The 26,419-nt window shown below is 69.5% G+C and carries 22 protein-coding genes; 5 read left to right on the top strand and 17 right to left on the bottom strand.

Translation table 11 applies throughout. The annotated features are described in order from the left end of the window. The 10 genes from JL100_RS03320 to JL100_RS03275 all read right to left on the bottom strand — a co-directional run bounded on the left by JL100_RS03320 (position 1) and on the right by JL100_RS03275 (position 11,109). Positions 1 to 2,913, bottom strand: a complete 2,913-nt coding sequence (locus tag JL100_RS03320) for a formate dehydrogenase subunit alpha (protein WP_202682878.1) — start codon at positions 2,911 to 2,913, stop codon at positions 1 to 3. A 13-nt stretch (positions 2,914 to 2,926) separates the two neighbouring features. After that, positions 2,927 to 3,130 carry a twin-arginine translocation signal domain-containing protein gene (locus JL100_RS03315; protein ID WP_202682877.1) on the bottom strand — a complete coding sequence of 68 codons (204 nt, stop codon included), beginning with the start codon at positions 3,128 to 3,130 and terminating at the stop codon, positions 2,927 to 2,929. A 126-nt stretch (positions 3,131 to 3,256) separates the two neighbouring features. Beyond that, positions 3,257 to 3,847: a TorD/DmsD family molecular chaperone gene (locus JL100_RS03310; RefSeq protein ID WP_202682876.1), complete on the bottom strand. Its 591-nt coding sequence runs from the start codon at positions 3,845 to 3,847 to the stop codon at positions 3,257 to 3,259. 195 nt (positions 3,848 to 4,042) lie between these two features. After that, complete coding sequence (locus JL100_RS03305) at positions 4,043 to 4,477, bottom strand: response regulator (protein WP_202682875.1); 435 nt, start codon at positions 4,475 to 4,477, stop codon at positions 4,043 to 4,045. An 8-nt stretch (positions 4,478 to 4,485) separates the two neighbouring features. Beyond that, the gene (locus tag JL100_RS03300; RefSeq protein ID WP_202682874.1) at positions 4,486 to 7,626 is read right to left on the bottom strand and encodes a hybrid sensor histidine kinase/response regulator; all 3,141 of its coding nucleotides are present in this window, start codon (positions 7,624 to 7,626) and stop codon (positions 4,486 to 4,488) included. A gap of 81 nt (positions 7,627 to 7,707) precedes the next feature. Beyond that, a complete protein-coding gene (locus tag JL100_RS03295) occupies positions 7,708 to 8,364 on the bottom strand; it encodes a DUF3306 domain-containing protein (protein ID WP_202682873.1) in 657 nt (218 codons plus the stop codon). Continuing rightward, on the bottom strand, positions 8,354 to 8,899 hold the full coding sequence (locus JL100_RS03290) for a DUF3305 domain-containing protein (RefSeq protein ID WP_202682872.1): 546 nt from the start codon (positions 8,897 to 8,899) through the stop codon (positions 8,354 to 8,356). Before JL100_RS03290 ends, JL100_RS03295 begins: the two co-directional genes overlap by 11 nt. Next, the gene (locus JL100_RS03285; protein WP_228421049.1) at positions 8,896 to 9,921 is read right to left on the bottom strand and encodes a DUF6352 family protein; all 1,026 of its coding nucleotides are present in this window, start codon (positions 9,919 to 9,921) and stop codon (positions 8,896 to 8,898) included. The genes JL100_RS03290 and JL100_RS03285 overlap by 4 nt, the downstream gene beginning before the upstream one ends. Before the next feature lies 1 nt (position 9,922). Continuing rightward, complete coding sequence (locus tag JL100_RS03280; protein ID WP_202682870.1) at positions 9,923 to 10,417, bottom strand: DUF6505 family protein; 495 nt, start codon at positions 10,415 to 10,417, stop codon at positions 9,923 to 9,925. Continuing rightward, entirely contained in the window at positions 10,414 to 11,109 is a 696-nt protein-coding gene (locus JL100_RS03275) for a biotin/lipoate--protein ligase family protein (protein WP_202682869.1), read from the bottom strand. The genes JL100_RS03280 and JL100_RS03275 overlap by 4 nt, the downstream gene beginning before the upstream one ends. A 124-nt stretch (positions 11,110 to 11,233) precedes the next feature. Between JL100_RS03275 and JL100_RS03270 the strand changes: the two genes are divergently transcribed. Beyond that, positions 11,234 to 13,279: a 4Fe-4S dicluster domain-containing protein gene (locus JL100_RS03270; RefSeq protein ID WP_228421047.1), complete on the top strand. Its 2,046-nt coding sequence runs from the start codon at positions 11,234 to 11,236 to the stop codon at positions 13,277 to 13,279. A gap of 79 nt (positions 13,280 to 13,358) precedes the next feature. Here JL100_RS03270 and JL100_RS03265 read toward each other — a convergent pair whose 3' ends face one another. Both JL100_RS03265 and JL100_RS03260 read right to left on the bottom strand, forming a co-directional pair. Further along, on the bottom strand, positions 13,359 to 14,501 hold the full coding sequence (locus tag JL100_RS03265; protein WP_202682868.1) for a glutathionylspermidine synthase family protein: 1,143 nt from the start codon (positions 14,499 to 14,501) through the stop codon (positions 13,359 to 13,361). A gap of 4 nt (positions 14,502 to 14,505) precedes the next feature. Continuing rightward, entirely contained in the window at positions 14,506 to 15,057 is a 552-nt protein-coding gene (locus JL100_RS03260) for a DUF1190 domain-containing protein (RefSeq protein WP_202682867.1), read from the bottom strand. Between the two features lie 164 nt (positions 15,058 to 15,221). On the opposite strand from JL100_RS03260, the gene JL100_RS03255 reads away from it, so the two are divergent. Beyond that, positions 15,222 to 16,586, top strand: a complete 1,365-nt coding sequence (locus JL100_RS03255; RefSeq protein WP_202682866.1) for an NAD(P)/FAD-dependent oxidoreductase — start codon at positions 15,222 to 15,224, stop codon at positions 16,584 to 16,586. A gap of 21 nt (positions 16,587 to 16,607) precedes the next feature. On the opposite strand, the gene JL100_RS03250 is transcribed toward JL100_RS03255, so the two are convergent. After that, positions 16,608 to 17,012, bottom strand: coding sequence for an HIT domain-containing protein (locus JL100_RS03250; protein ID WP_202682865.1), 405 nt, complete (start codon positions 17,010 to 17,012; stop codon positions 16,608 to 16,610). 377 nt (positions 17,013 to 17,389) lie between these two features. Between JL100_RS03250 and JL100_RS03245 the strand changes: the two genes are divergently transcribed. Then, positions 17,390 to 19,999, top strand: a complete 2,610-nt coding sequence (locus tag JL100_RS03245; RefSeq protein ID WP_202682864.1) for a glycosyltransferase — start codon at positions 17,390 to 17,392, stop codon at positions 19,997 to 19,999. A gap of 70 nt (positions 20,000 to 20,069) precedes the next feature. On the opposite strand, the gene rfbD is transcribed toward JL100_RS03245, so the two are convergent. Both rfbD and rfbB read right to left on the bottom strand, forming a co-directional pair. Then, the gene (gene rfbD / locus JL100_RS03240) at positions 20,070 to 21,002 is read right to left on the bottom strand and encodes a dTDP-4-dehydrorhamnose reductase (RefSeq protein ID WP_267133599.1); all 933 of its coding nucleotides are present in this window, start codon (positions 21,000 to 21,002) and stop codon (positions 20,070 to 20,072) included. Positions 21,003 to 21,010: 8 nt separating this feature from the next. After that, positions 21,011 to 22,096, bottom strand: coding sequence for a dTDP-glucose 4,6-dehydratase (gene rfbB / locus JL100_RS03235; RefSeq protein ID WP_202682862.1), 1,086 nt, complete (start codon positions 22,094 to 22,096; stop codon positions 21,011 to 21,013). Between the two features lie 426 nt (positions 22,097 to 22,522). Here rfbB and JL100_RS03230 point away from each other — a divergent pair, with 426 nt between their 5' ends. Then, a complete protein-coding gene (locus tag JL100_RS03230; protein WP_202682861.1) occupies positions 22,523 to 23,569 on the top strand; it encodes a glycosyltransferase family 2 protein in 1,047 nt (348 codons plus the stop codon). A 57-nt stretch (positions 23,570 to 23,626) separates the two neighbouring features. Next, positions 23,627 to 24,709 carry a glycosyltransferase family 2 protein gene (locus JL100_RS03225; protein ID WP_202682860.1) on the top strand — a complete coding sequence of 361 codons (1,083 nt, stop codon included), beginning with the start codon at positions 23,627 to 23,629 and terminating at the stop codon, positions 24,707 to 24,709. Here JL100_RS03225 and JL100_RS03220 read toward each other — a convergent pair. Together JL100_RS03220 and JL100_RS03215 are read right to left on the bottom strand one after the other, a co-directional pair. Next, on the bottom strand, positions 24,646 to 25,554 hold the full coding sequence (locus tag JL100_RS03220) for an NAD(P)H-binding protein (RefSeq protein WP_202682859.1): 909 nt from the start codon (positions 25,552 to 25,554) through the stop codon (positions 24,646 to 24,648). The genes JL100_RS03225 and JL100_RS03220 overlap by 64 nt on opposite strands. Positions 25,555 to 25,566: 12 nt before the next feature. After that, positions 25,567 to 26,271 carry a class I SAM-dependent methyltransferase gene (locus JL100_RS03215; RefSeq protein ID WP_202682858.1) on the bottom strand — a complete coding sequence of 235 codons (705 nt, stop codon included), beginning with the start codon at positions 26,269 to 26,271 and terminating at the stop codon, positions 25,567 to 25,569. Between the last annotated feature and the right edge of the window lie 148 nt (positions 26,272 to 26,419).

Below are 26,419 nucleotides of genomic sequence, written 5' to 3'. Positions count from 1 at the left end.
TTACGCCGCAACAATCCGACACAGGGTGCACTTGGTCTCCTGCATGTAGGTGACCGGGTCGTACCCGTAGGTCGTCAGAGCATTCACCGAGTGGCCGAGCACGATCGGGTCGGTGCCCGGCGGATAGGCTCCGCGCTGGCTCTCGCCGTCCCAGAAGCCCGCGAAGTGGAAGGGCATGAAGGCGACGCCCGGGCCGACGCGGTCGGTGACCAGCGCCTTGACCTTGGCCTTGCCGTTGCCTTCCGGACCGTGGACCCAGACCATGGCGCCGTCCTTGACGCCCAGGCGCGCCGCGTCCTGGGTATTGACCTCGACGAACATCTCCTGCTGAAGCTCGGCCAGCCACTTGTTGGACCGGGTCTCCTCGCCGCCGCCCTCGTACTCGACCAGACGGCCGGAGGTCAGGATGATCGGGAAGTCCTTGGTGACGTCGCGGGCCTGCACCGTCTTGCCCAGGTGGGCCAGGCGGAAGTCGCGGCGGTCGTCCAGGGTCGGGTATTTCTCGACCAGGTCGCGCCGGGAGGTGTAGATCGGCTCGCGGTGGACCGGCACCGGGTCCGGCAGGTTCCAGGCGACCGCCCGGGCCTTGGCGTTGCCGAACGGCGAGCAGCCGTGCTTCAGCGCCACCCGGATGATGCCGCAGGACAGGTCGGTCGCCCAGCTCACGCCGTCGGGGTTGGCGCCGCCGATCTTCTCGATGGTCGCCCGCTCCGCGTCCGTCAGGTCGGCGTTCCAGCCCAGCTTCTTCAGCATCCCGTAGGTGAACTCGGGATAGCCGTCCTCGATCTCCGACCCCTTGGACCAGGAGCCCTCGGCCAGCAGGGTGGCGCCGTCCTTCTCCACCCCGAAGCGGGCGCGGAAGGTGCCGCCGCCCTCAAGCACATGCTTGGATGTGTCGTACAGGACGTGGGTGCCGGGATGCTTCATCTCCGGCGTGCCCCAGCAGGGCCAGGGCAGGCCGTAATATTCGCCGGCGCACGGTCCGGTGGAGGCCTTCAGCGTGGTCCGGTCGAAATCGGCCTGATGCTGCATGTGGAGCTTGAGGCGCTCCGGCGACTGGCCGGAATAGCCGGTGGAGAGCGAGCCGTAATTGATCTCCCGCAGGATGTCCTCGGGATCGGGCACGCCGTTCACGACCTTGATGCGCTTGAACATCTCGGCCGCGAAGCCGAGCCGGTCGGCCAGCGCGTACATCACGTCGTAGTCGTTCTTCGATTCGAAGATCGGATCGACGACGCGGTCGCCCCACTGGATCGAGCGGTTGGACGCGGTGCGCGAGCCCTCGGCCTCGAACTGGGTGCAGATCGGCAGCAGGTATGTCCCGTTCCTGCGGCCGCTGACGGAGGCGAAGGTGGTCGGGTGCGGGTCGGCGACGACCAGCAGGTCCAGCGCTTCCAGCCCTTTCCGCATCTCCGGCATGCGGGTCACGGTGTTGCCGCCGTGGCCGAACACCATCATGGCCTTGACGGGGGCCGGCTGCTCGATCTCGTCCGGCTTGGCCAGCACGGCGTCGAACCAGCGGGTGGTCGGGATGCCCTTCGCTTCCATGAACTTCTGGGAGACGAAGCGGCCCTTCATCCACTCGTAGTCGACGCCCCAGACCCGGCTCCAGTGCTTCCAGGCGCCCTCGGTCAGGCCGTAGTAGGCCGGCAGGGAGGTGACGTCGAGGCCGAAGTCGGTGGCGCCCTGCACGTTGCAGTGGCCGCGGAAGATGTTCGCCCCTCCTCCCTCGACGCCGATGTTGCCGAGCGCCAGCTGGAGGATGCTGAGCGCCCGGACGTTGGCGGTGCCGACGGTGTGCTGGGTGACGCCCATGCACCAGATCAGCGTGGACGGCCGGTTCTTCGCCATGATCTCGGCGACCTTGCGGACCTGCGCGCCGGGCACGCCGGTGACCCGCTCGACCTCCGCCGGGTCCCACTTCTTCACTTCGGCGCGGATCTTGTCCATGCCGAACACGCGCTTGGCGATGTAGTCCTTGTCTTCCCAGCCGTTCTCGAAGATGTGCCAGAGCATGCCCCAGACCAGCGGGATGTCCGTGCCGGGGCGCAACCGCACGTACTCGGTCGCGTGGGCGGCCGTGCGGGTGAAGCGGGGATCGACGACGATCAGGTGGGCCCGGTTGATCTCCTTCCCGCGCAGCACGTGCTGGAGCGACACGGGATGGGCCTCGGCCGGATTGCCGCCGATGATCAGGATCGCCTTGGCGTTGTGGATGTCGTTGTAGCTGTTGGTCATGGCGCCGTAGCCCCACGTGTTCGCGACGCCCGCGACCGTGGTGCTGTGGCAGATGCGCGCCTGGTGGTCCACCGTGTTGGTGCCCCAGAATGCCGCCATCTTGCGGAACAGGTAGGCGCCCTCGTTGGAGAACTTGGCCGAGCCCAGCCAGAAGACCGATTCAGGTCCGGCCTTCTCGCGGATCTCCAGCAGCTTGGCCCCGATCTCGTCGATCGCCTGGGTCCAGGAGAGGCGCTTCCACTCCCCGTTCTCCAGCTTCATGGGGTATTTCAGGCGGCGGTCGCCGTGGACCAGCTCGCGCACCGAGGCGCCCTTGGCGCAGTGGGTGCCGAGATTGATCGGGCTGTCCCAGGACGGCTCCTGGCCGACCCAGACGCCGTTCTGCACCTCGGCGGTGACGGTGCAGCCGACCGAGCAATGGGTGCAGATGCTCTTCTTGCGGACGATCTCGACGCCCGGCGTGGTCGGGCCTGCCTCCGCCTTGCGGACCGTGCCGACCGACAGGGTGCCGGCCGCGGCGAGCCCGCCGGCCGCCAGACCGGAGCGCTTGAGGAAGGTGCGGCGGTCGACCGGCGCCTGGGCCAACGTGCCCGCGGCTGCCGACAGGATGCCGGACCGGCGCGTTCCGGCCGACTGCGGACCCGGCGCCTTTGCTGAACCTCTCTTGACCAACATGGCGTGGCTCCCGTCAGAACCGATTGGTTTCGTAGTATTTCTTGACGTGGTCGGTCTCGCGGTAGCGCTGCTTGACGCGCTGCTCCGGCGTTTCCGCGGCTTCGGCCGTTCCGGCCACGAGGAGCGGGGCGGCGGCGGCCGCGCCCGCCGCGCCCGCCCCGATCACCCGCAGGAACTCGCGGCGCTCCAGTCCATCCGCCTTGCCCTTGGCGCTCATCCCCGTGCTCCTTCGTGTCGAATGTTCAGCGTCATGCTCCAACTGCCTGCCATTTTCTTTTTATTTGGGACTAACTGGCTGTATCTAGTGGGTACTCTGGATCGCTTGGCCTCGACTTCAAAAAAATCAGGCGGACATGTGGAAGGCTTCGGCTTCGATCGCGACGAAGAGCCGGCCGATCTCTCCCACGGGGCGGTACAGCACCGCCGCCTGCGCGTTTTCCACGTCCCCGAAGAAGCGCGCGGCCCACGGGGCGAGATGCCGGTCGTAGAAACGGCGCTGGGTGGCCAGATCGGCCGGAGCGCCGAAGCTGCCCAGGATCAGGCCGGCCATCATCTCGCAGATCGAGGCGATGTGGTCTTCCGGCTCCGACACGCCGGGCTGGCGGGCGATGCCGAAGCCCTGCATGTCGGCACGCAGGCGGGCCAACGGCTTTTCGTTGAGGAAACCCGTCAGGTAATAGGAGGCGTAAGGCACCAGCTCACCCCGCGCGACGCCGATGAAGAGCGCGAAATACTCCCGCTCGGCGGTGCCCGGATCGCTTTCGGCGGCGGCCCCGGCCAGCCGGGACAGGGCCTTGCCGAAAGCCGTGTCGTCCCCCCGAAGCGCCGCCACGCGCGTCAGGAGGTCCCGCCCCGGAGGTCCGACCAGAAGTTGGGCCAGCAGTCCGTAGCACTGCGCCCGCAACAGGTCGCCTTCGTCGATGTCAGCGGTCAAGTCATCACCAGAGTCAGTTACCAGTCATACTAAGGAGAAAAGATTAAAGAATCTTTCCACCCGATTCCCGAACGAATATACCGCAATGCAACAAAAGTCGCGCGCGCTCATCCTTTCGAGACTGGACTAAAATGTATAAAAATTGTGAAGGTTCGGCAATAGGTCCGAAGCGCAAGCCGGCGGAATTCCCCCGGATCACCGGTTGCCCCGGAGAATTTCCTGGAGGCGCGGGCTGTTGGCGATCACCTGGTCCAGCCTGCCCTTGACCTGCCCGGTGCTGACGGGCTTGACCAGATAGCCGGCGACGGCGCGCTCCCGGGCGACCGCGACGGTATCGGTCTTGGCGTCGGCCGTCAGCATGATCACCGGGATCTGGTCCAGCCCCTTGACCTTGACCTGCCGCAGCCCTTCGAGGAACTGGAGTCCGTTCAGCGGCTTCATGTGGACGTCGCAGAAGACGATGTCGGGCCGGGTGCGGACGACCTCCATCAGGCCGCTCCTGCCGTCCTCCGCCTCGACGAAGGAGCGGACGCCGATCTGGTGCAGGATCTGCTTGATGATCTGGCGCGCATAGGCCTCGTCGTCGATCAGGGCGACGCGAAGCAATTCATAGTTGAATGATCTGGTCATGCCGGTCATCACGTCACCAGGAAATCCACGGTCCCGCGCAGTTCGGCGACCGTCGGGTCGAGCATCGAGGCGAGGAAGCCGGCTGTGTCGGCGTCGCCGCCGTCCAGGCAGTCCTGGATGTCGCCGGCCAGCCCGCCGAGCCGCACGGCCCCGACGCTGGCGGCGGCCCCCTTCAGCATATGGACGGAGTCGCGCGCGGCGGCGGGGTCGCCGGCGCCCAGCGCCCTTTCCACATCGGCGGCAAGCTCGGCCGCGCGGTCGAGGAAGCCCGCCAGCATCGCCCTGGCGTCGGCGTCGAAGCCGCCGAACACGTCATTGATCCGGCCGATGTCGAAGATCGCCGGATCGAGCCGCGGTCTCGGTGCCGCCGGCGCCGCCTGGGCAGCGGTCCGTTCCCGCAGGTCGAGCGCCCGGGGCAGGAACCGCGCGATCTCGCCCGCCATCGCGCGCCGCTCGATGGGCTTGGTCAGATAGCCGTCCATGCCGGACTCCAGGCAATGCTGGGCGGTTCCCGGCAGGGCGTCGGCGGTCAGGGCGACGATCGGCAGGCGCGCCCCGTCGCCGGTCTCCCGGGCGCGGACGGCGGCGGTCAATTGGAATCCGTCCATCTCGGGCATGTGGAAGTCGGTCAGCAGCAGGCCGTAACGGCGGCGGTCCAGCGCCTCCAGCGCCAGCCGCCCGTTGTCCACGATGTCGTGGGCGAACCCCATGTCGCCAAGGACCTTGCGGATGACGGTCTGGTTGGTGGCGTTGTCCTCCGCCACCAGGATCAGGACGCCGGCGGCCTCCGCCTCGGCGCCGTCGGGAGGCCGCCAGCCGGAGAACTCGTCCCCCGCAGCGGTCCGGCGCTCCTCCAGGGGAACGAGGCCGGCGGCGGCGCCGACCACGTTGAACAGCCGCTCCCGCCGGACGGAGTGGGTCAGCTTCGCGAAGAATCCCTCGTCCGCGGCGGCACCCAGGGTCGAGGCAAGGCCGCGCGAGCACAGGAGCGCCCAGGGGACGCCCGGCAGTTCCCCGGCCAGCGCGTGGTGAAGCGCGAAAGCGTGGTCCGAATTGTCCCCGGCGTCCAGGAGAACGACCGAGGGAGGATCCGCCGCGATCTCCGCCGCGTCCAGGCCGTCGCTCCTCCGGAAGGCGTGCCGGCCGACCCCGGCGGCTTCGAGATGGCTGCGGATCGCGGACTGGCGCAGGGGATGGACGTCGAGGGCGAGGACGGACAGCCCGGCTGCGGGAAACGCCGGGCGCAGGGGCTCCTCCTCCGCGATTTCCGGGGGCACCTCGAACCAGAAGACGGAGCCTTCGCCGGGGACCGAGGCGACGCCGATCCGGCCGCCCATCATGTCCACCATCTTCCGGCAGATCGCCAGCCCCAGGCCGGTGCCGCCGAACCGCCGCGTGGTCGAGCCGTCGGCCTGCTGGAACGCGGTGAAAAGGCGGCCCTGCTGCTCGGCGGTCAGCCCGATCCCGCTGTCCACCACCTCGAACCGCCACCAGGAGCCGGAGTCCGCGCCGAGCGGGACGAGCTTGAGGACGACGCCGCCCCGGTCGGTGAACTTGACGGCGTTGCCGCCGAGGTTGAGCAGCACCTGCCTGAGCCGGGTCGGATCGCCCGTCAGCCGGCGCGGCAGGCGGGCGTCCGCCTCGACCGACAGGACGATGCCCTTCTCCTCGGCCTTGGCGACCAGCAGCTCGCCGACGCCCTCGATCAGGTCCAGCGGGTCGAACGGGATCGTCTCCAGGTCGAGCTTGCCGGCCTCGATCTTGGAGAAGTCGAGGATGTCGTTGATGATGGTCAGCAGAGCGGCGGCCGAGGTCCGGATCAGGGACGACATGTCGCGCTGGTCGTCGGACAGGTCGGTCTGGTCGAGCATCTCGGCCATCGCCATCACGCCGTTCATCGGCGTGCGGATCTCGTGGCTCATCATGGCGAGGAAGGAGGATTTGGCGCGGGTCGCCGCTTCCGCCTCGTCGCGCGCCTTGGCGAGGTCGGCGTTGGCCTCGACCAGCTCGCGCTCCGCCGCGCGGCGGGCGGCGACCTCGCGCCGCAGCCGGAAAGCGTAGACGACGATCACGGACATCACGGCCGACGCCGTCCCCAGCAGGATCAGGCTGGTCCGGAGCTGCGCGTCCGCCGGGCCGATCACGGCGCTGGTCGGGTAGAGCAGCGCCAGCACGTAGGGAAAGCGGAGATCCTCCGCCACCGGCAGGACCGCCGCGATGTGGCGGTAATCGTCCGTCGTCCGGGTGCCCGGACCGGCGGCGGCCAAGCCCTCCACGATCCCGCGCCAGCCGGGATCGGCGGACCGGGTCGCGTGGGTGGCCAGCGGGGCGCCGCCGCCCGATCCCGCCGGAATGACGGCGATGGCGCCGCCCGGCGGCAGGCTGCCCGCGGCGGCACGTTCCAGCCCTTCCCGCAGGCGGTCCAGCGTCATGTCGATGCCCAGGATGCTCCAGGCCTCTCCGCCGGCCGACCGGAGCGGCGCCGCGAAGGTGATGCCGTCCTTGCCGCTGGATGAGAAACGGTAGGGCTCCGTCCAACTCCCCGCGCCGGCCGCTGATGCTGCCTGGAACCAGGGCCGCGTACGCGGATCATAACCGGAGGCGTCGGGCGCCTCGACCCGGTGGCCGTCCTTGAGCCGCAGGGTCCAGGTGGCGCCGGAACCGGGCTCGATGACGCGGCGGATCTCCCAGGCCGGGTCCCATCGATCAGCGAACTCCGCTTCGAGCGGGCGCGGCATCAGGTCGGTCGCCTGCCAGAACGCACCCGACCGGAATCCCAGGAAGACGCCGGTGATCTGCGGATCGTCGGCGACCGACGCTGATGAGGCCGCGAAGAAGACGCGCCGGGCGTCGTCCCCGTCCAGGGCGTCGAGCTCCGCCCGGCGAAGCGTCGAGGGTATCCGGCGAGCCGCGTCGAGGGAAGCCGAGACGGTCCTGGCGAACTCCTCCGCCTTGGCGTGGACCGACAGTTCGGCCTCGGCAATGAGCCCTTGCCGCTGCCACAGATAGATCGCGACGGCCATGGCAAGGCTCGCGGCGATCGCGACGATACCGATGATCAGCAGGTTGCCCCTGGCCAAGCCGAGCACCGATGGACGGCTCATCGGCTCGCCGGGACCGGCGACTTCCGCTCCCACTCCAGTCGGCATTTCCGGTATCGCTTACTTTAGGTAAATTCAAGCAACCGTTAACACCAGCTGAGGATGGATCACATGCGACAATTTCGCTGTTCAGGCGATCGTCGGGACGGCTCCCCCGTGGCGCCGCCGCCGAGGCCCACCCCGCTCCGCGGCGGGCGGCTCCGGCTCCGGTTCCGCCTCGCGCGGCAGTCCTGACGGTGCCGTCGGCTGCGCGGGGGCTTCGGCGATGGCGGGCACGGATTCGGCCGGATGGTCGGGCGGCTCGCGGATCTCGGGCTCAGGGACTTCAGGCTGGGGGACTTCAGGCTGCGGCTTGGGGTCGGACTTTTCCTCCGGGTCGAGCAGTCCGAACGCCCGCCGGGCCAGGTCGGCGACATCGTCGGTCACCCTCAGCGCGCCGTAGCCCGGCGCGTTGAAGTCCCAGTCGTAGTCGGCCAGCGTCTTGTAGCCGGTGATCGCCGGATCGGTCACCCAGGCGCGCCGGAGCGCCAGGGTCCGCAGCTCGCGCGGGACGCCGGGCTTCAGGAAGGCGGCGTAGTCGCTGCCCGCGTCCAGGGTGTCCAGGGCGGGCAGCGACGCGGGATCGAAGGGCTCCTCCGGCGCGGCGGGCCCGGTGTCCTGGGCGGCGGCCTGGACGGCATTCTCCGCCGGGACGGGATCGGGCGCCCGTTCGGGCTCCGATACGGTTGGCCGTTTCTTCAGCCGCGCCCAGCGGCCCAGAAAACCTTCTTCGCGATCACTCGTCATCGTCGTCCTCTTCCGAGCTCTCGAACCGGCCCTGCCCCGGCACCCGGATCGCCATGGCCTCGGGATCGACGCGGTCGCGCTTGCGCTTCCATTTCGTGCGCGGGACATGGTGGACCGCGACGAAGGCCGCCATCCAGTCGCGGACGATGCCGGGAAGCGGCAGGGCTTCCACCAGATCGTCGCCGGTATCGGCGTGGGCGTGGGCCTCGCCGGGGTCGACCGTGGCGCCGAGCAGTCTTATGCCGCGCGCGTCGTCGCTCTTGCGGAGCACGACGTAGATGGCCGGCTCGGGGCTTTCCAGGTTGTAAACGTAGGTTTCGGTCTCGCCGGGATAGAGGGTGAGCTCCGCCGTGCCGGCCAGATAGCGCGCCCAGCCTTCGCCCTGCCCCAGCACCGTCCAGGCGGGCGCCGCCGGCGCGCCGGGCAGAACGGCGACCGGCTGCCAGCGGTGGGACTGCCAGGGATGGTCGATCCGGCGGTGCTCGACGACCACACCGACCGTCATCCGGTCGCTCGGATTCGGAACCGTGCTCATCTTCCCCGCCCTCCTTCGGCAAGCGGCAGATTGACCAGCAGGTTCTGCGGCTTCAGGCGCAGCTTGCGGTCGCCGGTCATCGCCATCGCCAGGTAGACCGGACGGCCGGCGACCCGGGGCAGCATGGCGGCGGGATCGTCGAACTCCAGCCGGAACAATGCCAGCACGCGGGCCATGTCCGCCTCGCCGACCTCCGCCCCGTCGTACAGCGCGTTCATGATCGCGGTCGCCTCCCCGTCCAGGCCGACATGCCAGACCCAGCGCTCGTCCCGGATCTGCTGGACCGGATGGATGCGCACGCCGACGCCCAGCAGGTGGCGGACCCACTGCTCCAGCACGCGGCATAGCGCGTCGAGGCCGGGCTTCGGGAAGCCTACCTCAAGCACCATGTCGAAGCGGTCGCTGCGCTCCCAGTACTGGCCGGCGTTGGCCTCGGTCATGACGTCGAGGTCGACGCCGCGCACGGCGGTGCCGTTCTCCGACAGCAGCCGGCCGAGCGAGCCGAAGCCGCCGTCGCGGGTCCGCTGGTCCACGGTCTCCTCGTCGGCCACCAGGACCGCGCCGTCCTGGATGTTGACCCGCTGCGGCCGGAACAGCAGCTCGGCCGCCCGCACGCGCGTCGGATCCGCGCAGCCGTCCAGCATGGTCCGCAGGATCAGGTGGACGAGCTGGTCGATGAACAGCGCGGGCACCCGCCCGGTGCCGCCGCGGACCAGGGCCAGATAGCCCTCCTCCAGGGTGTCGTGCGCCGCCAGGGTGTCGCGGAAGCCCAGCCAGACCTCGTAGTTCTCGCGCGCGTCGGGATCGCCCAGGGCGGCCAGCCGCTCGGGCGGCACCTCCGCCCGCGGGTCGGCGAGGAGGGAGCGGTGCAGCGCCAGCTCAGCGGCGCAGGATTCCTCCACCGGGCGGATCTCCGGCCGCGCGAGATAGGCTCGCAGGAAATCGTCGGTGACCTCCAGCCGGCCCTCGGGCGTGCGGTCGAGCAGGTGATGGCCGGAACTCAGCCAGAAATCGGCGGTCAATTCAGTGTCCCTCTTCCTGATCCGGAACGATCGTCCAGATCGGCGCATGAAGTTTTTCCGTCCTCGGCTCGATCACCCGGAAGCTCTCCCGGATGTCCCCGTCGGCCCCGAATTCCCGGCTGACCGCCAGCAGCGTGTTGACCGGATGCCCGCAGAGGCCGGTGGCGAACTCCACCTCCTCGCGCGCGGCGGCCAGGGCGGAGGCCCGGTCGGGTGCCCCGAACTCCGCGACGAAGCGGTCGGCCAGCGCCTCGGCCACGGCCGCCGCCTCGGCCTCGTCCGCCTCGCCGACCGCGACCAGTGTGGACCAGCCGAAGCTGGAAGTACCCAGGAAGCCGTTGGCGAAGGCCTGCCGGGCCTTGCCCTTCAGCAGGGCGGGATCGGCCTGGACGAACATGAAGGCGCCGGGCACCGCCCATTCGCCGGGTTCGGCCGCGCGCTCGAAGATGGCCGCGTCGGACGCGTCGAGCCGGATGGTCCGCGGCAGCCGGGTCATGACCATGTCGGCTCCCGCAGGACCGGGGCCAGGGCCACGTGGCGGATGCCGTCCTCCCGCCCCAGCAGCAGCCCGCCGGCATCGTCGAGGCCGGTGAAGCCGCCGGACAGGCGGACGCCGTCCACCTCCAGCGAGATCGCGTCGTCGAAGCCGGTGGCGCGACTTAACCACGCCTGCCGTACTTGATCGAACCCATCCTCCTGCCAACTGTTCATCCAGGCAAGGAAGTGCCTGCTGAAGCTTTCCAGCAACGGCAGCGCCTCGACCTCGCCGAACCCCTCCTCGTGGAGGGCGGTGCGGTCCGGGCTCAGGCCGGGGCTGTCGTCGTCGGGAAAACCATGGATCTGGATCGAGATACCCAGTACCAGCCAGTCGGGAATGGCGTCCGCGCTCCGGGTCTCAGCCGCGGCGAGGCGGACGCCGCCGACCGTGGCGCCGTTCACCTCGATTCGGTCGGGCCAGCCGAAGGTCACCGGGATGTTGGGCGGTCCCAGGGCGCCCAGCGCGTCGCCCAGGCCGAGCAGCGCGACGTAGGTGACCGGCAGCGATTGCGCCAGCGGCTCGTTCGGCTCCAGCACGACGGCGGCGTCAAGCCGGTCGTCGCGCCGGGTCCAGACCAGCGTGCCGGCCTCCGCTCCCGCCGCGGCGTCCGCCAGGGCTCGGGCGAAGGCGCTGCCGCGCGGGATGGTCACCGGCTGATAAATCGGCGGAAGCTCGGGATCCGGAGCGGAGTTTGAGGTAATATCCGACGCCAAGGCGGCACTCTCATGAAATGGCCAGTTATCGCAAATATCGGGGCACTCCCCTAGGATCGCAATGAAACCTCTCTCCTATGATCGCGTGACCGGCCCGATGGACGTAAACGGCCGCACCGTCCTCGTGTGCAATTGCGAGGGCACGATGCCCCTGGACGGCGGGAAACTGGCGAAAGCCTGCGGCGCCGGCCCCGAGGCGACGGCCCTTGTCGCCACCCAGCTGTGCCGCGGCGAGCTGGACCGCTTCACCGCGGCCCTGGGCGAGGCGTCCGGCCCGGTGCTGGTCGCCTGCACCCAGGAGGCGCCCCTGTTCGACGAGCAGCGCGAGGATACCCATCCCGACGCGCGGGTCGGGTTCTTCAATATCCGCGAGCGCGCCGGCTGGTCGGACGAGGCTGCCGACGCCCACCCGAAGATCGCGGCGCTGATCGCCGAGGCGGCGCTCGACCTGCCGCCCGCCGGATCGGTCGAGCTGAAGTCGGAAGGCGTGGCCCTGATCTATGGCCGGGACGAGTTGGCGATCGAGGTCGCCCGGCAGCTGTCGGACCGGCTGGACATCACGGTGATGCTGACCCGGCCCGGCGCCGTGATCCCGCCGCGCACCGCGGAGTTCCCGATCCTGAAGGGCACCATCACGCGGGCGAGCGGCCATCTCGGCGCGTTCGAGATCGAGGTGGACGACTACGCCGTCCCGCTGCCCTCGTCGCGTCAGGCGCTGGCGTTCGGCCCGGCGCGGCGGGGCGCCAAGTCCACCTGCGACATCATCATCGACCTGACCGGCGGCACGCCGCTGTTCCCGGCCCACGGCAAGAGGGACGGCTACCTGAGGCCCGACCCCGGCAGCCCGGCGGAGGTGCAGAAGGCGGTTTTCAAGGCCGCCGACCTGGTGGGCGAGTTCGACAAGCCGCGCTACGTGGACTACCGGGCGGAGCTGTGCGCCCACTCCCGCTCGCGCAAGACCGGCTGCACCCGCTGCCTGGAGGTCTGCCCGACCGGGGCCATCGCATCGGCCGGCGAGCATGTCGCGATCGACCCGTTCGTCTGCGCGGGCTGCGGCTCCTGCGCGGCGGTCTGCCCGACCGGGGCCGCCACATATGCCCTGCCCGCGCCGGAATCGCTGCTGGAACGGCTGCGCACCCTGCTGATGACATATCACCGCGCGGGCGGACGGGACGCGGTCGTGCTGGTCCATGACGCCGACCACGGCGACCCGCTGATCGACCTCGCGGCCCGCTTCGGCGCCGGCCTGCCGGCTCGGGTGATCCCCTTCGCGGTCAATTCGGTCACCCAGCTCGGCATCGAGGCGCTGGCGGCAAGCTTCGCCTATGGTGCCGCCGAGTTGCGGGTGCTGGTCACCGCCCGCCCGCGCGAGGACCTGCTGCCGCTCGCCCGCACCCTGGGCTTGGCGGAGACGGTGCTGTCCGGCCTGGGCTTCGGCTCCGGCCGGGTCGGGCTGATCGAGGCCGACGACCCCGACCTGCTGACCGGCGAGCTGTACGGCATGCCGCGGCGGCCGGGGGCGGAGCCGGAGAATTTCCTGGCGCTGGGCGACAAGAAGGGCCTGTCGCGGCTGGCGCTGCGCAAGCTCCACGGCGTCGCCCCGGAACCGGTGCCGGTCCTGCCACTGGCGGCGGGGGCGCCGTTCGGCACGCTCGACATCGACGTGGAGGGCTGCACGCTCTGCCTCGCCTGCGTCTCCGCCTGCCCGACCGGCGCCCTGTCGGACAACGCGGACCGGCCGATGCTGAGCTTCACCGAGGATGCCTGCGTCCAGTGCGGGCTGTGCCAGAACACCTGCCCCGAGAAGGTGATCCGTCTGAACCCGCGACTCGACTTCACCGACGCCGCCCGGTCCCCCGTGATGGTGAAGCAGGAGGAGCCCTGCCACTGCATCCGCTGCGGCACCGCGTTCGGCACCAAGGCGTCGATCGACCGGATCGCCGAGAAGCTGGCCGGCAAGCACTGGATGTTCGGCAACAAGGCGCTGATCGACCGCATCTACATGTGCGCCGACTGCCGCGTGATCGCCCAGTCGGAAACGGCCCTCGACCCCTATGCCGGGCCGGAGCGCCCGCCGACCATCACGACGGAGGACTACAAGGCGTAAGGGGGCTGCCGGCCTTTGCGGAGGGGCGGCGTCCCGCCGCCCAAGGTGCGCGGAACGCGCACCCTCCCATGGCCGGGCGCTAACCCTGGATGAAATGCGGGATAAAGCGGCTGGTGTTGCGGGTCACCGGGGAGGTGTCTTCCCGGATGCCCATGCCGGCGGGCTGGCCGGCGACCACCCAGGAACCGATCACGGGGTAGTTCCCGTCGAAGCGGGGCAGCGGGGCGTATTGCTGGACCACGTAACCCTCGGCGCCGTAGGGGCCGTCCTCCGCGTCGAGCAGGCCGACGATCTCCACGTTGGCGCCTTCCCGGGACAGCAGCGGCTTCCGGACGAAAGGTTGCGCCAGACCGTGTTCGCTCCCGTCGAAGAAGGCGGGAAGCAGGTTCGGATGGCCGGGGAACATCTCCCACAGCAGCGCCAGCAGGCCCTTGTTGGAGAGGATCATCTTCCAGGCGGGCTCGATGAACCGGGTGCTCCGGCGGAGCAGGCTGGCCGCGTACTGTTCCCGGACCATGAACTCCCAGGGGTAGAGCTTGAACAGCGTCCTGATCGGGCGGTCCCGCAGGTCGACGAAATCCCCCGCGGCGGTCACCCCGATCTCCGCGACGTCCATTTCCTCGGTGGCGAAGCCGGCCTGCCGGGCGCAGTCGGCGAGGTAGGCCACGGTGACGCGGTCCTCCTCGGCGTCCATCACGCCGGCGAGGTGCAGGCGGTCGCCGACGACGCCCACGCCTTTCCAGGACTCGACCAGCCGCTCGTGGAGGGAATTGAACTGGTCGGAGCCCCTGGGCAAGGCGCCGCGGCCGATCATCTGCTCCAGCCACACCCACTGGAACACGGCGGCCTCGTAGAGGGAGGTCGGCGTGTCGGCATTGTATTCGAGCAACTTCGGCGGGGTCCCGCCGTCGTAGCTGAAGTCGAACCGGCCGTAGAGGTTGCGCTCCCGGTCCGTCCAACTCCGCCGGACCAGGTCATGGAACCCGCGCGGTATGGCAAGGCGGTCCAGGACGGCGGGGTCCCCGACGGCACGGTCGACGACCTGATAGCACAGCGACTCCAGCGATTCGGTGGCTTCCTCGATCTCCTCGACCTGCGCCAGGGTGAAGCGGTAGGCCGCCGTCTCGTCCCAGTAGGGACCGTTCTCGGAGTGGAAGGTGAAGCCCGCCTCGGCGGCCGTGTCCCGCCAATCGGGCCGGGCGGCGAGGCCGATCCGTTCCACCGGATCAGCCGCCCGTACCCGTGGCGGCACCCCGGGCGCCGAAGCCGCCGCGGCTGATGGCCTGCCCGGCATTCGCGACGGGGGCGTTGACCGCCGAGGGCCGGACGCTGGTCCGCCCCACGGAAGACCCGACATCGACGTTGCCCGGCGTCCGGAACGATCCGGGCGTCCCGTTGACCAGCGGGCGGTAGAGGGGCTGGGCCGCCATGCTGGTCCGGCCCAGGGCATTGCCCAGCATGTAGCCCATCATGACCGGCATGAAGAACGATCCGCCCTGGCCGGCCTCGGTTTGCTGGCCGGCGGGTCCCGCCTCGCATCTGCCGTCGCCGAATTCAGCCTCGCAATCGGCCTGCGACGTGTAACGGGGCGCAGTTTCGACGTGGGTCGCCCTGGCGCTCTCGAAGTCGCGGCGGCAGTCGTCCGGGTGTTCCTCGACGTTCGCCAGGCATTGCTCGACCGTCTCGTATACCTGCGTTTCGACGCGTTCTTCGCAGGCGGTCAGCACGATGGCCGAGGCGCCGAGCATCGTAAGCTTTATTCTTCGCGATCTCTTCATCCCGTCCTCCTCGTGTTCCTGTCTTTACAAGGTGGCCCGATGGGGTCCGATGCCAAGGTGTCCATTGGAGTGCTTCCGGTGGCGGAACGCTTGGCGCACAGGGAACCCTTTCGCGTCGCGGCCATTTCAAGGGCATGGTTACCGAACGCTGCGAGGACGAAACCATGACCGCCGCCAAGGAAGCCGCAGATCCGCATTCCGCCGCCGCTCCCGCCGGCCGGCATGACGGCCGAGCGGGAGGACGCCCGCGCGTGGTCGTCATCGGCGCCGGATTCGCGGGATTGGCCGCCGCCAATGAGCTGGGCGGGAAGGAGATCGACGTCACGCTGATCGACCGGCGCAACTATCACCTGTTCGTGCCGCTGCTCTACCAGGTCGCCAGCGCCGCCCTGTCGCCGGCCGACATCGCCGAGCCGATCCGCCGGATCGTCAGCCGCCACGCCAACATCGAGGTGATGCTGGGCGAGGTCGTCGGGATCGACAAGGAGGCCAGGTCGGTGGCGCTGGCCGACGGTTCCGCCGTTTCCTATGACCGGCTGGTCGTCGCGACCGGGTCCACCCACAGCTATTTCGGCCATGACGAGTGGGAGCGCCACGCCACGGGCCTCAAGACGATCGAGGACGCCCGGCAGATCCGCGGCCGGGTGCTGATGGCCTTCGAGCAGGCGGAGATCTGCCCCGACCCGGCCAAGCAGCAGAGCCTGATGACCACCGTGATCGTCGGCGCCGGTCCGACCGGCGTCGAGATGGCCGGGGCGATCGCCGAACTGTCGCGCCACACGCTGGCCCGCGACTTCCGCAACATCGACCCCGAGACGGCGCGCGTGATCCTGGTCGAGGCTGGGCCGCGCGTGCTGCCGGCCTTCCCGCCCGAACTGTCCGAATACGCCCACCGGGCGCTGACGAAGCTGGGCGTGACCGTGATGGTGGATACTCCGGTCGAGGACGTGACCGCCGAGGGGGTCACCGTCGGGGGAAGGGTCGTGCCGGCCGGAACCATCGTCTGGGGCGCCGGCGTCAGGGCCTCGCCCGCCGGGACGTGGCTGGACGTGGAGACCGACAAGGCGGGCCGGGTCAAGGTGGGGGATGACCTCGGTGTTCCCGGGCATCCCGACATTTTCGTGCTGGGCGACACCGCGCTGGCGATGCACGACGACGGCCAGCCGCTGCCGGGGTTGGCGCAGGTGGCCAAGCAGCAGGGCGAGCATGTCGGCAGGCACCTGCACGCCCATCTGACCCGGGGCGAGCCGATGCCGCCCTTCCGGTTCAAGAACCGCGGCAACCTGGCGACCATCGGCCGCAACTCGGCGGTCGCCGACTTCGGCAAGACGAAGCTGAAGGGTTTCGTCGCCTGGCTGCTGTGGGGGGTCGTCCACGTCTATCTGCTGATCGGCTTCCGGAACCGGCTGCTCGTCACGATGCAGTGGCTGGTCGCCTACGCGACCTACCAGCGCGGCGCCCGGCTGATCACCGGCGAGCGCAAGGCCCCCGTGCGGGAGAACCGTCGGCAGGCGCGCCCGGCGGAGTGACGAAGCGGCCGTCCGCGGCGGTCATGTCTCCAGCCCGTCCCGCAGGCGCAGCACCAGGGAGTCGAGGTCTGCCGGGGCGTAGGGTTCGGCGATGCCACTGCCCCAAACCGGGTTGGGCCAGGCGGGATCGTCGCGGCGCCGCGCCACCACATGGACATGCAGCTGCGGCACGACGTTGCCGATCGCGGCGACGTTCAGCTTGTCCGGCCGGAACATCCCTTCGAGCAGCGCCGACGCCTGGGCTATCTCCTCGATCAGCAGGGCGCGGTCGTCCGCCGACAGGTGATGCAGTTCCGTCACGTCGGGCCGCGCCGGCACCAGGATCAGCCAGGGCCAGACCCGGTTGTTCATGCAGAGCATCTGGCACAAGGTCAGGGGATGCACCAGCACGGTGTCGGCGGCCAGCCTGTCGTGAAGCTTGAACATGATCGGATTTTCCTCCCTGCCCCGCTGCGTCGAACGGAATAACGCGCGCCGGCACATGTTTGTCCCATGGCCCACGGAATGGGCGGGTTTACGAGCATATGAAGCGCATTGTAGTTTAAGTTACATGATAAGCAGATAAAATGCCGCATCGCACCCGCGTGGCGCGTTGTGGAATCTATGGCTTCGCGTTAGTTGAGCAGTGCCGGAGACGACTCCCGCAGGGAGAGTCATCGCCGGTGGATGGCATCGGGGCCGCGACCCGATCCCGATGCCAAGGGGTTTCGTGCGTTCTGGTGCAATAGGTCACAGGTCCTGTCCTATGGCGGCGCCGCGCCACGTGTCGGCGAGCAAGAAGAATAACGGAAAGCCGACAAGACATGCGCACATCAGCGATCCTCGTACTCATGCTCGTCATGCTGGGCAATCTCGGCGCCTGGGCGCTATCCAACCGGCCCGAGGACGAGCGCTCCTGGGCCGGCCTGATCAACGGCGTGGCGCTCAGCCCCTACCAGGTCGACCAGAACCCGATCGAGGGACGCCATCCCGGCCCCGCCGACATCGAGCGCGACATCTCGGCGCTGTCGGGCCACGTCAAGAGCGTGCGCAGCTACAGCTCGCTCAACGGCGCCGACCTGATCCCCCAGGCCGCCCGCCGCCACGGCCTGACCGTCACCCAGGGCGCCTGGATCCAGGGCATACCGGAAGTGGACGAGGCGGAGATCGCCAGCCTCGTGCGCGTGACCCGGCATCATGACAATGTCCGCCGCGTGCTGGTCGGCAACGAGGCGATCCTGCGCACCGACGTGACGGTGCCCCAGCAGATCGCCAACATCGAGCGGGTCAAGCGGCAGGTGGACGTCCCGGTCTCGACCGCCGAGCCGTGGCACGTCTGGCTGGACCATCCCGAACTGGTGGCGGCGGTGGACTACATCACCGTCCATATCCTGCCCTACTGGGAGGGAGTGCCGGCCGAGGGCGCCGTCGAGTACGCCCTGTTCCGCTACAACGAGCTGAAGGCGAAATACCCCGGCAAGCACATCCTGATCGGCGAGATCGGCTGGCCCAGCGACGGCCCGTGGCGGCGCGGCGCCGAGGCGTCGCTGGTCAACCAGGCCAAGTTCCTGCGCACCTTCTTCAATGTCGCCGCGCGCGAGCGGCTGGACTATTACGTGATGGAAGCCTTCGACCAGCCGTGGAAGCGGACGCTGGAAGGCACGGCGGGCGCCAACTGGGGCATGTGGGACGCGATACGCCAGCCCAAGTTCCCGCTGTCGGGCGGCATCCTGGAGGTGCCGGACTGGCCGGTCCTGTGCGCCGTCGCGATCGCCATGGCGTTCCTGCCGACCTTGTGGTTCGTGTTCCGCCGGTCGGACCTGAAGCCGAGCGGTCAGTTCTTCTACGCGGCATTGATCCAGGCGAGCGCCTCGATCCTGGTCTGGACCGGCGCCTCGGCGATGTCCTTCGGCATGGCGGTGACCACCGAGATCGCCTGGGCGGTTCTGCTCGCCTGCCAGGTCGTGCTGCTGGCAGTCATGCTGTTCGACGGGCTGGAGCTGACCGAAGTGGTCTGGACCGACCGCTGGCGCCGCCGGTTCGAGCCGGCCCGGGGGGCGCCGGGGCCGGACGCGCCCAAGGTGTCGATCCATGTGCCCTGCTACAACGAGCCGCCGCACATGGTCATGCAGACGCTGAACGCGCTGGCGAAGCTGGACTACCCGAACTTCGAAGTGCTGATCATCGACAACAATACCCGGGACGAGGCCGTGTGGCGGCCGGTCGAGGCCTTCTGCCACCAGCTCGGCGACCGCTTCCGCTTCTTCCACCTGCCGAAATGGCCGGGCTACAAGGCCGGCGCCCTGAATTTCGGGCTGGACCACACCGCGCCCGACGCCGAGATCGTCGCGGTGATCGACAGCGACTATCAGGTCGATCCCGCCTGGCTGTCCTCCACCGTGCCCTATTTCCAGCGCGCAGAGGTCGGGTTCGTCCAGTCGCCGCAGGACTATCGCGACTGGGGCCACGATACCTTCCAGGCCATGTGCAACTGGGAGTACCAGGGCTTCTTCAAGATCGGCATGATCCAGCGCAACGAGCGCAACGCCATCATCCAGCACGGCACCATGACGCTGATCCGCAAGTCGGCGCTGGTCGAGGTCGGCCGCTGGGGCGAGTGGTGCATCACCGAGGACGCCGAGCTGGGCCTGCGCCTGTTCGAGGCCGGGTACGAGGCGGTCTACATGCCGGACAGCTTCGGCCGGGGGCTCGTGCCGGACAGCTTCGCCGCCTACAAGACCCAGCGCTTCCGGTGGGCCTACGGCGCGGTGCAGATCCTGAAGCGCCACTGGCGGGAGATGATGCCGGGCAGCCGCACGCTGACGACGGCCCAGCGCTATCATTTCCTGACCGGCTGGCTGCCCTGGTTCGCCGACGCGGCGCACATGGCGTTCGCCGCGGCCGCGGTGTTCTGGTCGCTGGGGCTGCTGGCCTTCCCGAAATATTTCGAGTTCCCGCCGACCGTCTTCATGGTCCCGACCCTGTCGGTGTTCGGCTTCAAGATCGTGTGCAGCCTGTGGCTCTACGAGGCGCGGGTCCGCTGCACCTGGCCCCAGAAGATCGGCGCCGCGGTGGCGGGCATGGCGCTGACCCACACGGTCGGGCGGGCGATCTGGCAGGGGATGTTCACCTCCGGCCGGCCGTTCGTCCGGACGCCCAAATGCGAGAACCAGCCGGCGATCGTCCAGGGGCTGCTGCACGCGCGGGAGGAGATCGGGCTGATGCTCGGCCTGTGGCTGGCCGCGGCGGCGATCGTGGCGGTGTTCGGCCACGAGAACCGCGACGCCTTCCTGTGGGCCGGCCTGCTGGTCGTGCAGTCGCTGCCCTACCTGGCGGCCCTGGCGACCTCCATGATCAACGTCATGCCGGCGATTCGCCTGCGCCGCCGCCGCAACGCCCAGCCGCAGGTCGCCGAGGCCGAAGCGGGCGATTGACCGGAAGCTTCCGCGGAGGGGCGGCGTCCCGCCGCCCAAGGTGCGCGGGACGCGCACCCTCCGGACCCGGTCAGGCCGCCACTTCCATCCGGGCCTCGCACAGGCGGGCGATGCAGGTTTCCAGGCTGGAGCGGAGCGGCGGGCTGGATATGCCGTAGACCGCCGCCAGCCGGGAGCAGTCGAGCACCGAATTGACCGGCCGGACCGCCGGGGTGGGATAGTCCAGCGACGCGATCGGCCGCAGACCCGGGGTGCCGCGGCCGTGGCGGGCGGCGAGCGAGAAGACTTCGCGGGCGAAGCGGTACCAGGTCATGCGGGCCGCCCCGGCGAAATGGAAGGTGCCGAACAGCCCCGCCTCCGCGGGTGCCGGCTCGGAGAGGATGCGGGCCGCCATCGCGATCAGGGCGTCGGCGATGTCGGCCGCCGCGGTCGGGCAGCCGACCTGATCGTCCACGATGCCCAGCTCCGGCCGCTCGTCGCCCATGCGCAGCATGGTCCGGACGAAATTGTGGCCGTGCGGGCCGTATACCCAGGAGGTCCGGACGATCGCGTGCCGGGCGCCCGCCGCCCGCACCGCCTGCTCGCCGGCGGCCTTGCTGACGCCGTAGGCGCTGAGCGGGTTGACCGGGTCGGTCTCGCGGTAGGCGTGGCCGGCCGCCTTGCCGTCGAAGACATAGTCGGTCGAGAGATGGATCAGCGGCAGGCCGGCCCGGGCGCAGGCCTGCGCGACATGGGCGGCGCCGTCGCGGTTGACGGCGAAGGCTTGGTCGGGCTCGCTCTCGGCGCGGTCGACGGCGGTATAGGCGGCGGCATTGATCACCAGCGCGGCGCCGCTCTCCCGGACGGCCCGCTCGACGCCGGCGCGGTCGACGATGTCGACCCCGTCGCGGCCGATCGTCCGGATGCTCCAGCCGGCGGGCGGAACCGCCTCGCGAAGCGCGGTCGCGACCTGCCCGTGGTGGCCGAACACCAGAAGCGTCCGGGGGGATGCGGTATTTTCCATGGTTTCCGTCACGAGGCGACAACCTCCAGCCTGCGGGTGGTTTCGAGGGCGCCGAGACCGAGGCGCTGCCCGCCATAGACGGCGGAGCGGAGCGGCTGCCACCAGGTCTGGTTGGTCAGGTACCATTCGATGGTCCGGCGCAGGCCGGCCTCGAAGGTCACCGACGGTTCCCAGCCCAGTTCGCGGCGGATCTTCGTCGCGTCGATCGCGTAGCGGAGATCATGGCCCGGCCGGTCGGCCACATGGGTGATCAGGTCGCGGCGGGGCCTCTCGCGCGGCAGCATCCCGTCGAGCGTGTCGCAGATGGCGTGCACGACCTCGAGGTTGCTCCGTTCGGCATCGCCGCCGACATTGTATTTCTGCCCCACCCGTCCCGCGGTGAGGATCCGCACCAGCGCGGCCGCGTGGTCCTCGACGAACAGCCAGTCGCGGACATTGGCCCCGGCGCCGTAGACCGGCAGCGGCTTGCCTTCCAGCGCGTTGATGATCATCAGCGGGATCAGCTTCTCGGGAAACTGGTAGGGGCCGTAGTTGTTCGAGCAGTTGCTGACGACGACCGGCAGCCCGTGGGTATGGTGCCAGGCGTTGACGATGTGGTCGGCCGAGGCCTTGCTCGCCGAGTAGGGCGAGCTGGGCGCGTAGGGCGTCTCCTCGGTGAACTTGCCGGTCGGCCCGAGCGAGCCGTAGACCTCGTCGGTCGAGACATGGTGGAACCGGAAGCCGTCCCGCCGCTCCCCGGTCAGCTCCGACCAGTGGCGGCGCGCCGCCTCCAGCAGCACGTAGGTGCCGACCACGTTGGTCTCGATGAAGACGCCGGGGATCTCGATCGACCGGTCCACATGGCTCTCCGCGGCCAGGTGCATGACCGCGTCGGGCCGGTGCTCCCGGAAGACCCGTTCGACCTCGGCCCGGTCGCAGATGTCGACCGGCTCGAACACCGCCCGCACCCCGTCGATGATCGGCGCCAGGGTATCGGGATGGGCCGCGTAGGTCATCTTGTCCAGGCACACGATGGAGGCGTTCGTGTCCCGCAGGAGGTGCCGCGCCACGGCCGAACCGATGAAGCCTGCGGCGCCGGTGATGATGATCTTCATGGCTCTGTTCCGGGTCCCGGTTGGTGAAACTTCCCCATGATTGTCATGACTGGATTAAGAACCGGTCACGCGGCGCGGCAAAAAATACGTCGGTCGTCGCTGGCATCGCCCTGTCCCCAACGTTCGGCGGAGGACGCTCCGCCGGAAGGCATAGATTAGCTACCACCAAAGTGTGAACCGTTCGTTAACTACGATTTGCCACCCTTGCGGGAGCACACACAGCCATCGCGAGAAGATCTTTGCATATTCCGGTATATTCGCCACCACTGCGGGGTTCCGGTCGGCACCTTGAGCGGATCGGCAGGAAGATGTCCCAGCGATATGCGGATTTTGGTGTTGTTGAGGCGCTTGCTACCCCTTTAGAATAAACCTTCCGTGGTAGCACTTCCCGCGACCAGAAAACGGCGGAAGCGAGGCCCCTTCACCGTGACGACCGAAGCTCCCGTCTGCGTAATCGTCGTCAACCACAACGGCGGGTCCCTGCTGAGCCGCTGCATCGACAGCCTCGCGGCCCAGACGGTGCTGCCGCGCGAGGTGGTCGTCGTGGACAATCTCTCGACGGACGGGTCCGCCGCCTTCCTGGAGCGCCTGTCCGGTCCGCTCGCGCGGCGGGTCCGGCTGGTCCTTCCGGGAGCCAATCTCGGCTTCGCGGCGGCCAACAACCTGGCGGCCGGCCTGACGCGGGAGCCCTGGATCGCCATGCTCAACCCGGACGCCTTTCCCGAACCGGGGTGGCTGGAGGCCCTGGCGGACGCGACCGTCCGCCATCCCGATGTCGCGATGTTCGGATCGACGCAGATCGATGCCGCGTCCCCCGGCCGGCTCGACGGCGCCGGCGACGTCTACCATGCCAGCGGCCTGGTCTGGCGCGGGCATCACGGCGCGCCGGTATCCGAACTGCCCCCGGAAGGCGAGGTCTTCGCGCCGTGCGCGGCCGCGGCCCTCTACCGCCGCGACGCCTTCCTGGCGGCGGGAGGGTTCGACGAGAGGTTCTTCTGCTATTGCGAGGACGTCGACCTGGGATTCCGGCTGCGCCTGGCGGGCGAGCGCTGCATCCAGGTCGCCTCCGCCCGGGTCCTCCATGTCGGCTCGGCGATCACGGGCCGGCGCAGCGACTTCGCCACCTACCACAGCACCCGCAACCGGATCTGGATGTTCGTCAAGAACATGCCCGCCCCGCTGCTGATCGGGCTGCTCCCCGTCCATCTCGCCGCGAACGGCCTGCTGCTGGCCAGGGGTGCTGCCCTGGGCCAGGCCGGGCCGATGCTGCGCGGCCTGCGCGACGCGGTCCGCCATATCGGGCCGGTCATGGCCGACCGGCGCGCGATCCAGGCCCGGCGCCGACTGTCCGCCGCCGCCGTGGCGCGCGCCGTGGATTGGTCCGTCACGGGGCTCATGGGCCGGCGCGCCCGTCCCCTGGCTCCTCCCTCCCGCCGGGCCGCCGGCCCCCTGCCGACTGTCCTGACGAAGTGATTTCCACCGGAATTTCCCGGATCCCGGCACGCTATTGATACATGAAGGTCCATTTGAATGAACAAGATCGTTTATCTCGATTCGAAGAGGCGGCGGCCGGCGGGGCCTGAAGACACCCCCGGCGCTGCGCGGCCCGAAAGGGACGCCCCGCGCCCGGCGCGGCAGGGCCAGCCGACCGTCACGATCGTCATGGTCAGCTATCACACCGGCCCGGTCCTGGACGAGGCGATCGCGGCCGTCCTGTCGCAGGACGTCGGGATCGAACTGGTCCTGGTGGACAACGGCAATCCCGCCGCGGTGACCGGCGCGCTGCTGGCCCGCGCCACCCATGACCCGCGGTTCCGGGTGGTCACCGGCCACGGCAACATCGGCTATGCGGCCGCCTGCAACCTGGGAGCCTGCGGAGCCCGCGGCGAATATCTTCTGCTGCTGAACCCCGACTGCGTGCTGCAGCCGGGGGCGCTCGCCGAGTTGATCCGGCTGACCGGGCCGGCGCCCCGGCCCTGGGTCGCGGGGTGCCGGATCGTCAATCCCGACGGAACCGACCAGCGCGGCTCCCGGCGCGAGCTGCCGACGCCCTGGCTGACCCTGGTGGAAGCCTTGCGGCTGGACCGGATGGCTCCCAACCATCCCTATTTCCGGCGGCTGAACCAGCACGACCAGCCGCTGCCGGAGACAATCACGGCGGTTCCCGCGGTCAGCGGCGCCTGCATGCTGATGCCCCTGGAGGATTACCTGACGCTGGGCGGCATGGACGAGCGCTATTTCCTCCATGTGGAGGACCTGGACCTGTGCTTCGCGATGTCCCGCAGGGGAGGCACGGTCCTGTTCGTCCCGCAGGTCAGCCTGATCCACTACCGGAGCACGAGCGACGCGTCGGTCGTCCGGATCGAGTGGTGCAAGGCGCGCGGCTTCACCCGGTATTTCCGCAAGAACTTCACCGGGCTGTATCCCGGCTTCTTCCTGGGTTTCGTCAATTTCCTGGTCTGGGGATATTTCCTGCTGCGCCTGTCCAGCCTGGCCCGGAGGGGGGCCGTCCGCGGGATCACCGGGCTGCTGCGGTTCGGGCGGCTGGCTCAGGGGGCGGCCAAATCCGGCGGCGAGGCCGAAAAGCGGGGGCGGAAAGGCTGGGCGGCATAGCCCAGCAACCGCACCGCGTCGCCGCCGTCGAACGCCAGGTCCTGGTTCATCCGAGCGAACATCGCCGGGCTGTAGGCCACCCCGGTCACCCGGCGGACCACGGAGATGCCTGCGGCGAGCAGGCCGGCGGGCAGCGGCACGATCCGGACCGGCCGGTCCAGCGCCACGAAGACGCGCCGGACCATCTCGCGATAGGTCAGGGTCTCGCCGCCCGGCAGGTCGATCGACCGCCCGGCCACGAGTCCGTTGCCGAGAGCCGCCACGAGGGCGCCGGCGACATCGTCGGCGTGGATCGGCTGGCGCAGGCCGCGGGCCGGCATGCCGACGGGAAAGAAGCCGAACCGCTGGACGAAGCGCGCGATGGCGGTCACGTTGGCGTCGCGGAGGCCGTCATGGATCAGCGTCGGGCGCAGTATGGTCCAGGGAATGCCGGCATCGGCGCAGAACGCCGCGATCGCGCGCTCGGCGTCGGCGAGGCGCCGGGCCACCGCGCGCTCCTCCGGGTCGGCGCTGTCGGATTTGGCCTGCACGCTGGTCGAGCCGAGCGCCACGATCTGCCCCGCCCCGGCGAGGCGGGGCAGAAGCGGCGGCAGGAGCCACAAAGGCATCAGCGACTGCACGGCGGCGCCCGGCTCCACCGCCCAGCCGGCAGGGTCGGCCACGTCCAGCCGGAGCCAGGGGAAGCCCGGCGCCGCCATGGTTCCGCCGGGCGGAGGGCGCCGCCCGGCGCATATGCCGGCGCGCCCGCGGGCGGCCAGCCGGGCGAGCAGGTACGGCCCGACGAGGCTGCTCGCCCCGAGCACCAGCACCGGCGGGGCGGAGGGGAAAAGCTCCGGATCATCCATGGCGACGTCTCCTCAGCGCGGGCGGCAGATGAAGGCGACCTCGTTGTTGACGGACAGGGGCAGGAACCGGAACGGTATGCCGAACCGCCGCTCTACCCGGAACCGACTCGCCAGCTCCGCCTCCACCCGCCGCTGGTCGAAGCCGATATGGGAATAGATATACCGCCCCTCGGGGGTATCGCTGACCAGGCGGGGCGGCGGCCGACCCGCCAGCACGGACCGAACGGTTTCATGATCCACCCGTTCCGTTCCCGACATGGCCCGGAAGAGGCATTTGACCGCGCCCGCCGGCCCCAGTTCCGACGGGACGGTCACGATGATCCGGGTCTCGGGGCCGGCGAGCGCGGCGATCCGGTCGAGCGCCTCCGCCAGTTCCGGGTCGTCCAGATGCTCCAGCACCTCCATGCAGAAGATGTGGGAAAACCGCTCCTCCGCCAGGCCGGCCAGTCCGGACGGGTGTTCGACCAGCCGGGGACGGCCGGCGCCGGCCGCGAACTGAGCCGCCATGGACGCGAAGGGTTCGTAGCCGGTCAGCCGGTCCGGTCCCACGCCCCGCCGCTGGAGCAGGCTGAGGAAGAAGCCGTCGCCGCAGCCGTAATCCAGCACGCGGATATCCGCCCCCGGCGCCACCTGCCCCAGCATCGCGCGGTAGCGGTGGCCCTGGACGAGGCGCTTCAACGGGTTGTGCGAACGATATGTCAGTTCGGCATAGGACATGGAAGTCGGTGTACTGTCATGGACGGCCGCCCGGAATTCGTCACAAAGATCCTGTTGAGTACCGGGCGGTCGGACTTTAGACCATCCGGTGTTGCTTTGCGCAGTTACCCCTGTTTTCGTGAACGAGGGGTTAATTCATTTATAGCCT

The organism is Skermanella mucosa (assembly GCF_016765655.2).
GTDB lineage: Bacteria > Pseudomonadota > Alphaproteobacteria > Azospirillales > Azospirillaceae > Skermanella > Skermanella mucosa.
The sequence above is the reverse complement of the archived record's forward strand: the minus strand, read 5'-3'. Positions and strand labels throughout refer to the sequence as shown.

Coding starts and splice junctions, on each gene's coding strand:
- JL100_RS03320 (WP_202682878.1), bottom strand. CDS start 2,913: ATGTTGGTCAAGAGAGGTTCAGCAAAGGCGCCGGGTCCGCAGTCGGCC.
- JL100_RS03315 (WP_202682877.1), bottom strand. CDS start 3,130: ATGAGCGCCAAGGGCAAGGCGGATGGACTGGAGCGCCGCGAGTTCCTG.
- JL100_RS03305 (WP_202682875.1), bottom strand. CDS start 4,477: ATGACCAGATCATTCAACTATGAATTGCTTCGCGTCGCCCTGATCGAC.
- JL100_RS03300 (WP_202682874.1), bottom strand. CDS start 7,626: ATGCCGACTGGAGTGGGAGCGGAAGTCGCCGGTCCCGGCGAGCCGATG.
- JL100_RS03295 (WP_202682873.1), bottom strand. CDS start 8,364: ATGACGAGTGATCGCGAAGAAGGTTTTCTGGGCCGCTGGGCGCGGCTG.
- JL100_RS03290 (WP_202682872.1), bottom strand. CDS start 8,899: ATGAGCACGGTTCCGAATCCGAGCGACCGGATGACGGTCGGTGTGGTC.
- JL100_RS03280 (WP_202682870.1), bottom strand. CDS start 10,417: ATGACCCGGCTGCCGCGGACCATCCGGCTCGACGCGTCCGACGCGGCC.
- JL100_RS03270 (WP_228421047.1), top strand. CDS start 11,234: ATGAAACCTCTCTCCTATGATCGCGTGACCGGCCCGATGGACGTAAAC.
- JL100_RS03260 (WP_202682867.1), bottom strand. CDS start 15,057: ATGAAGAGATCGCGAAGAATAAAGCTTACGATGCTCGGCGCCTCGGCC.
- JL100_RS03255 (WP_202682866.1), top strand. CDS start 15,222: ATGACCGCCGCCAAGGAAGCCGCAGATCCGCATTCCGCCGCCGCTCCC.
- JL100_RS03250 (WP_202682865.1), bottom strand. CDS start 17,012: ATGTTCAAGCTTCACGACAGGCTGGCCGCCGACACCGTGCTGGTGCAT.
- JL100_RS03245 (WP_202682864.1), top strand. CDS start 17,390: ATGCGCACATCAGCGATCCTCGTACTCATGCTCGTCATGCTGGGCAAT.
- rfbD (WP_267133599.1), bottom strand. CDS start 21,002: ATGGAAAATACCGCATCCCCCCGGACGCTTCTGGTGTTCGGCCACCAC.
- rfbB (WP_202682862.1), bottom strand. CDS start 22,096: ATGAAGATCATCATCACCGGCGCCGCAGGCTTCATCGGTTCGGCCGTG.
- JL100_RS03225 (WP_202682860.1), top strand. CDS start 23,627: ATGAACAAGATCGTTTATCTCGATTCGAAGAGGCGGCGGCCGGCGGGG.
- JL100_RS03220 (WP_202682859.1), bottom strand. CDS start 25,554: ATGGATGATCCGGAGCTTTTCCCCTCCGCCCCGCCGGTGCTGGTGCTC.
- JL100_RS03215 (WP_202682858.1), bottom strand. CDS start 26,271: ATGTCCTATGCCGAACTGACATATCGTTCGCACAACCCGTTGAAGCGC.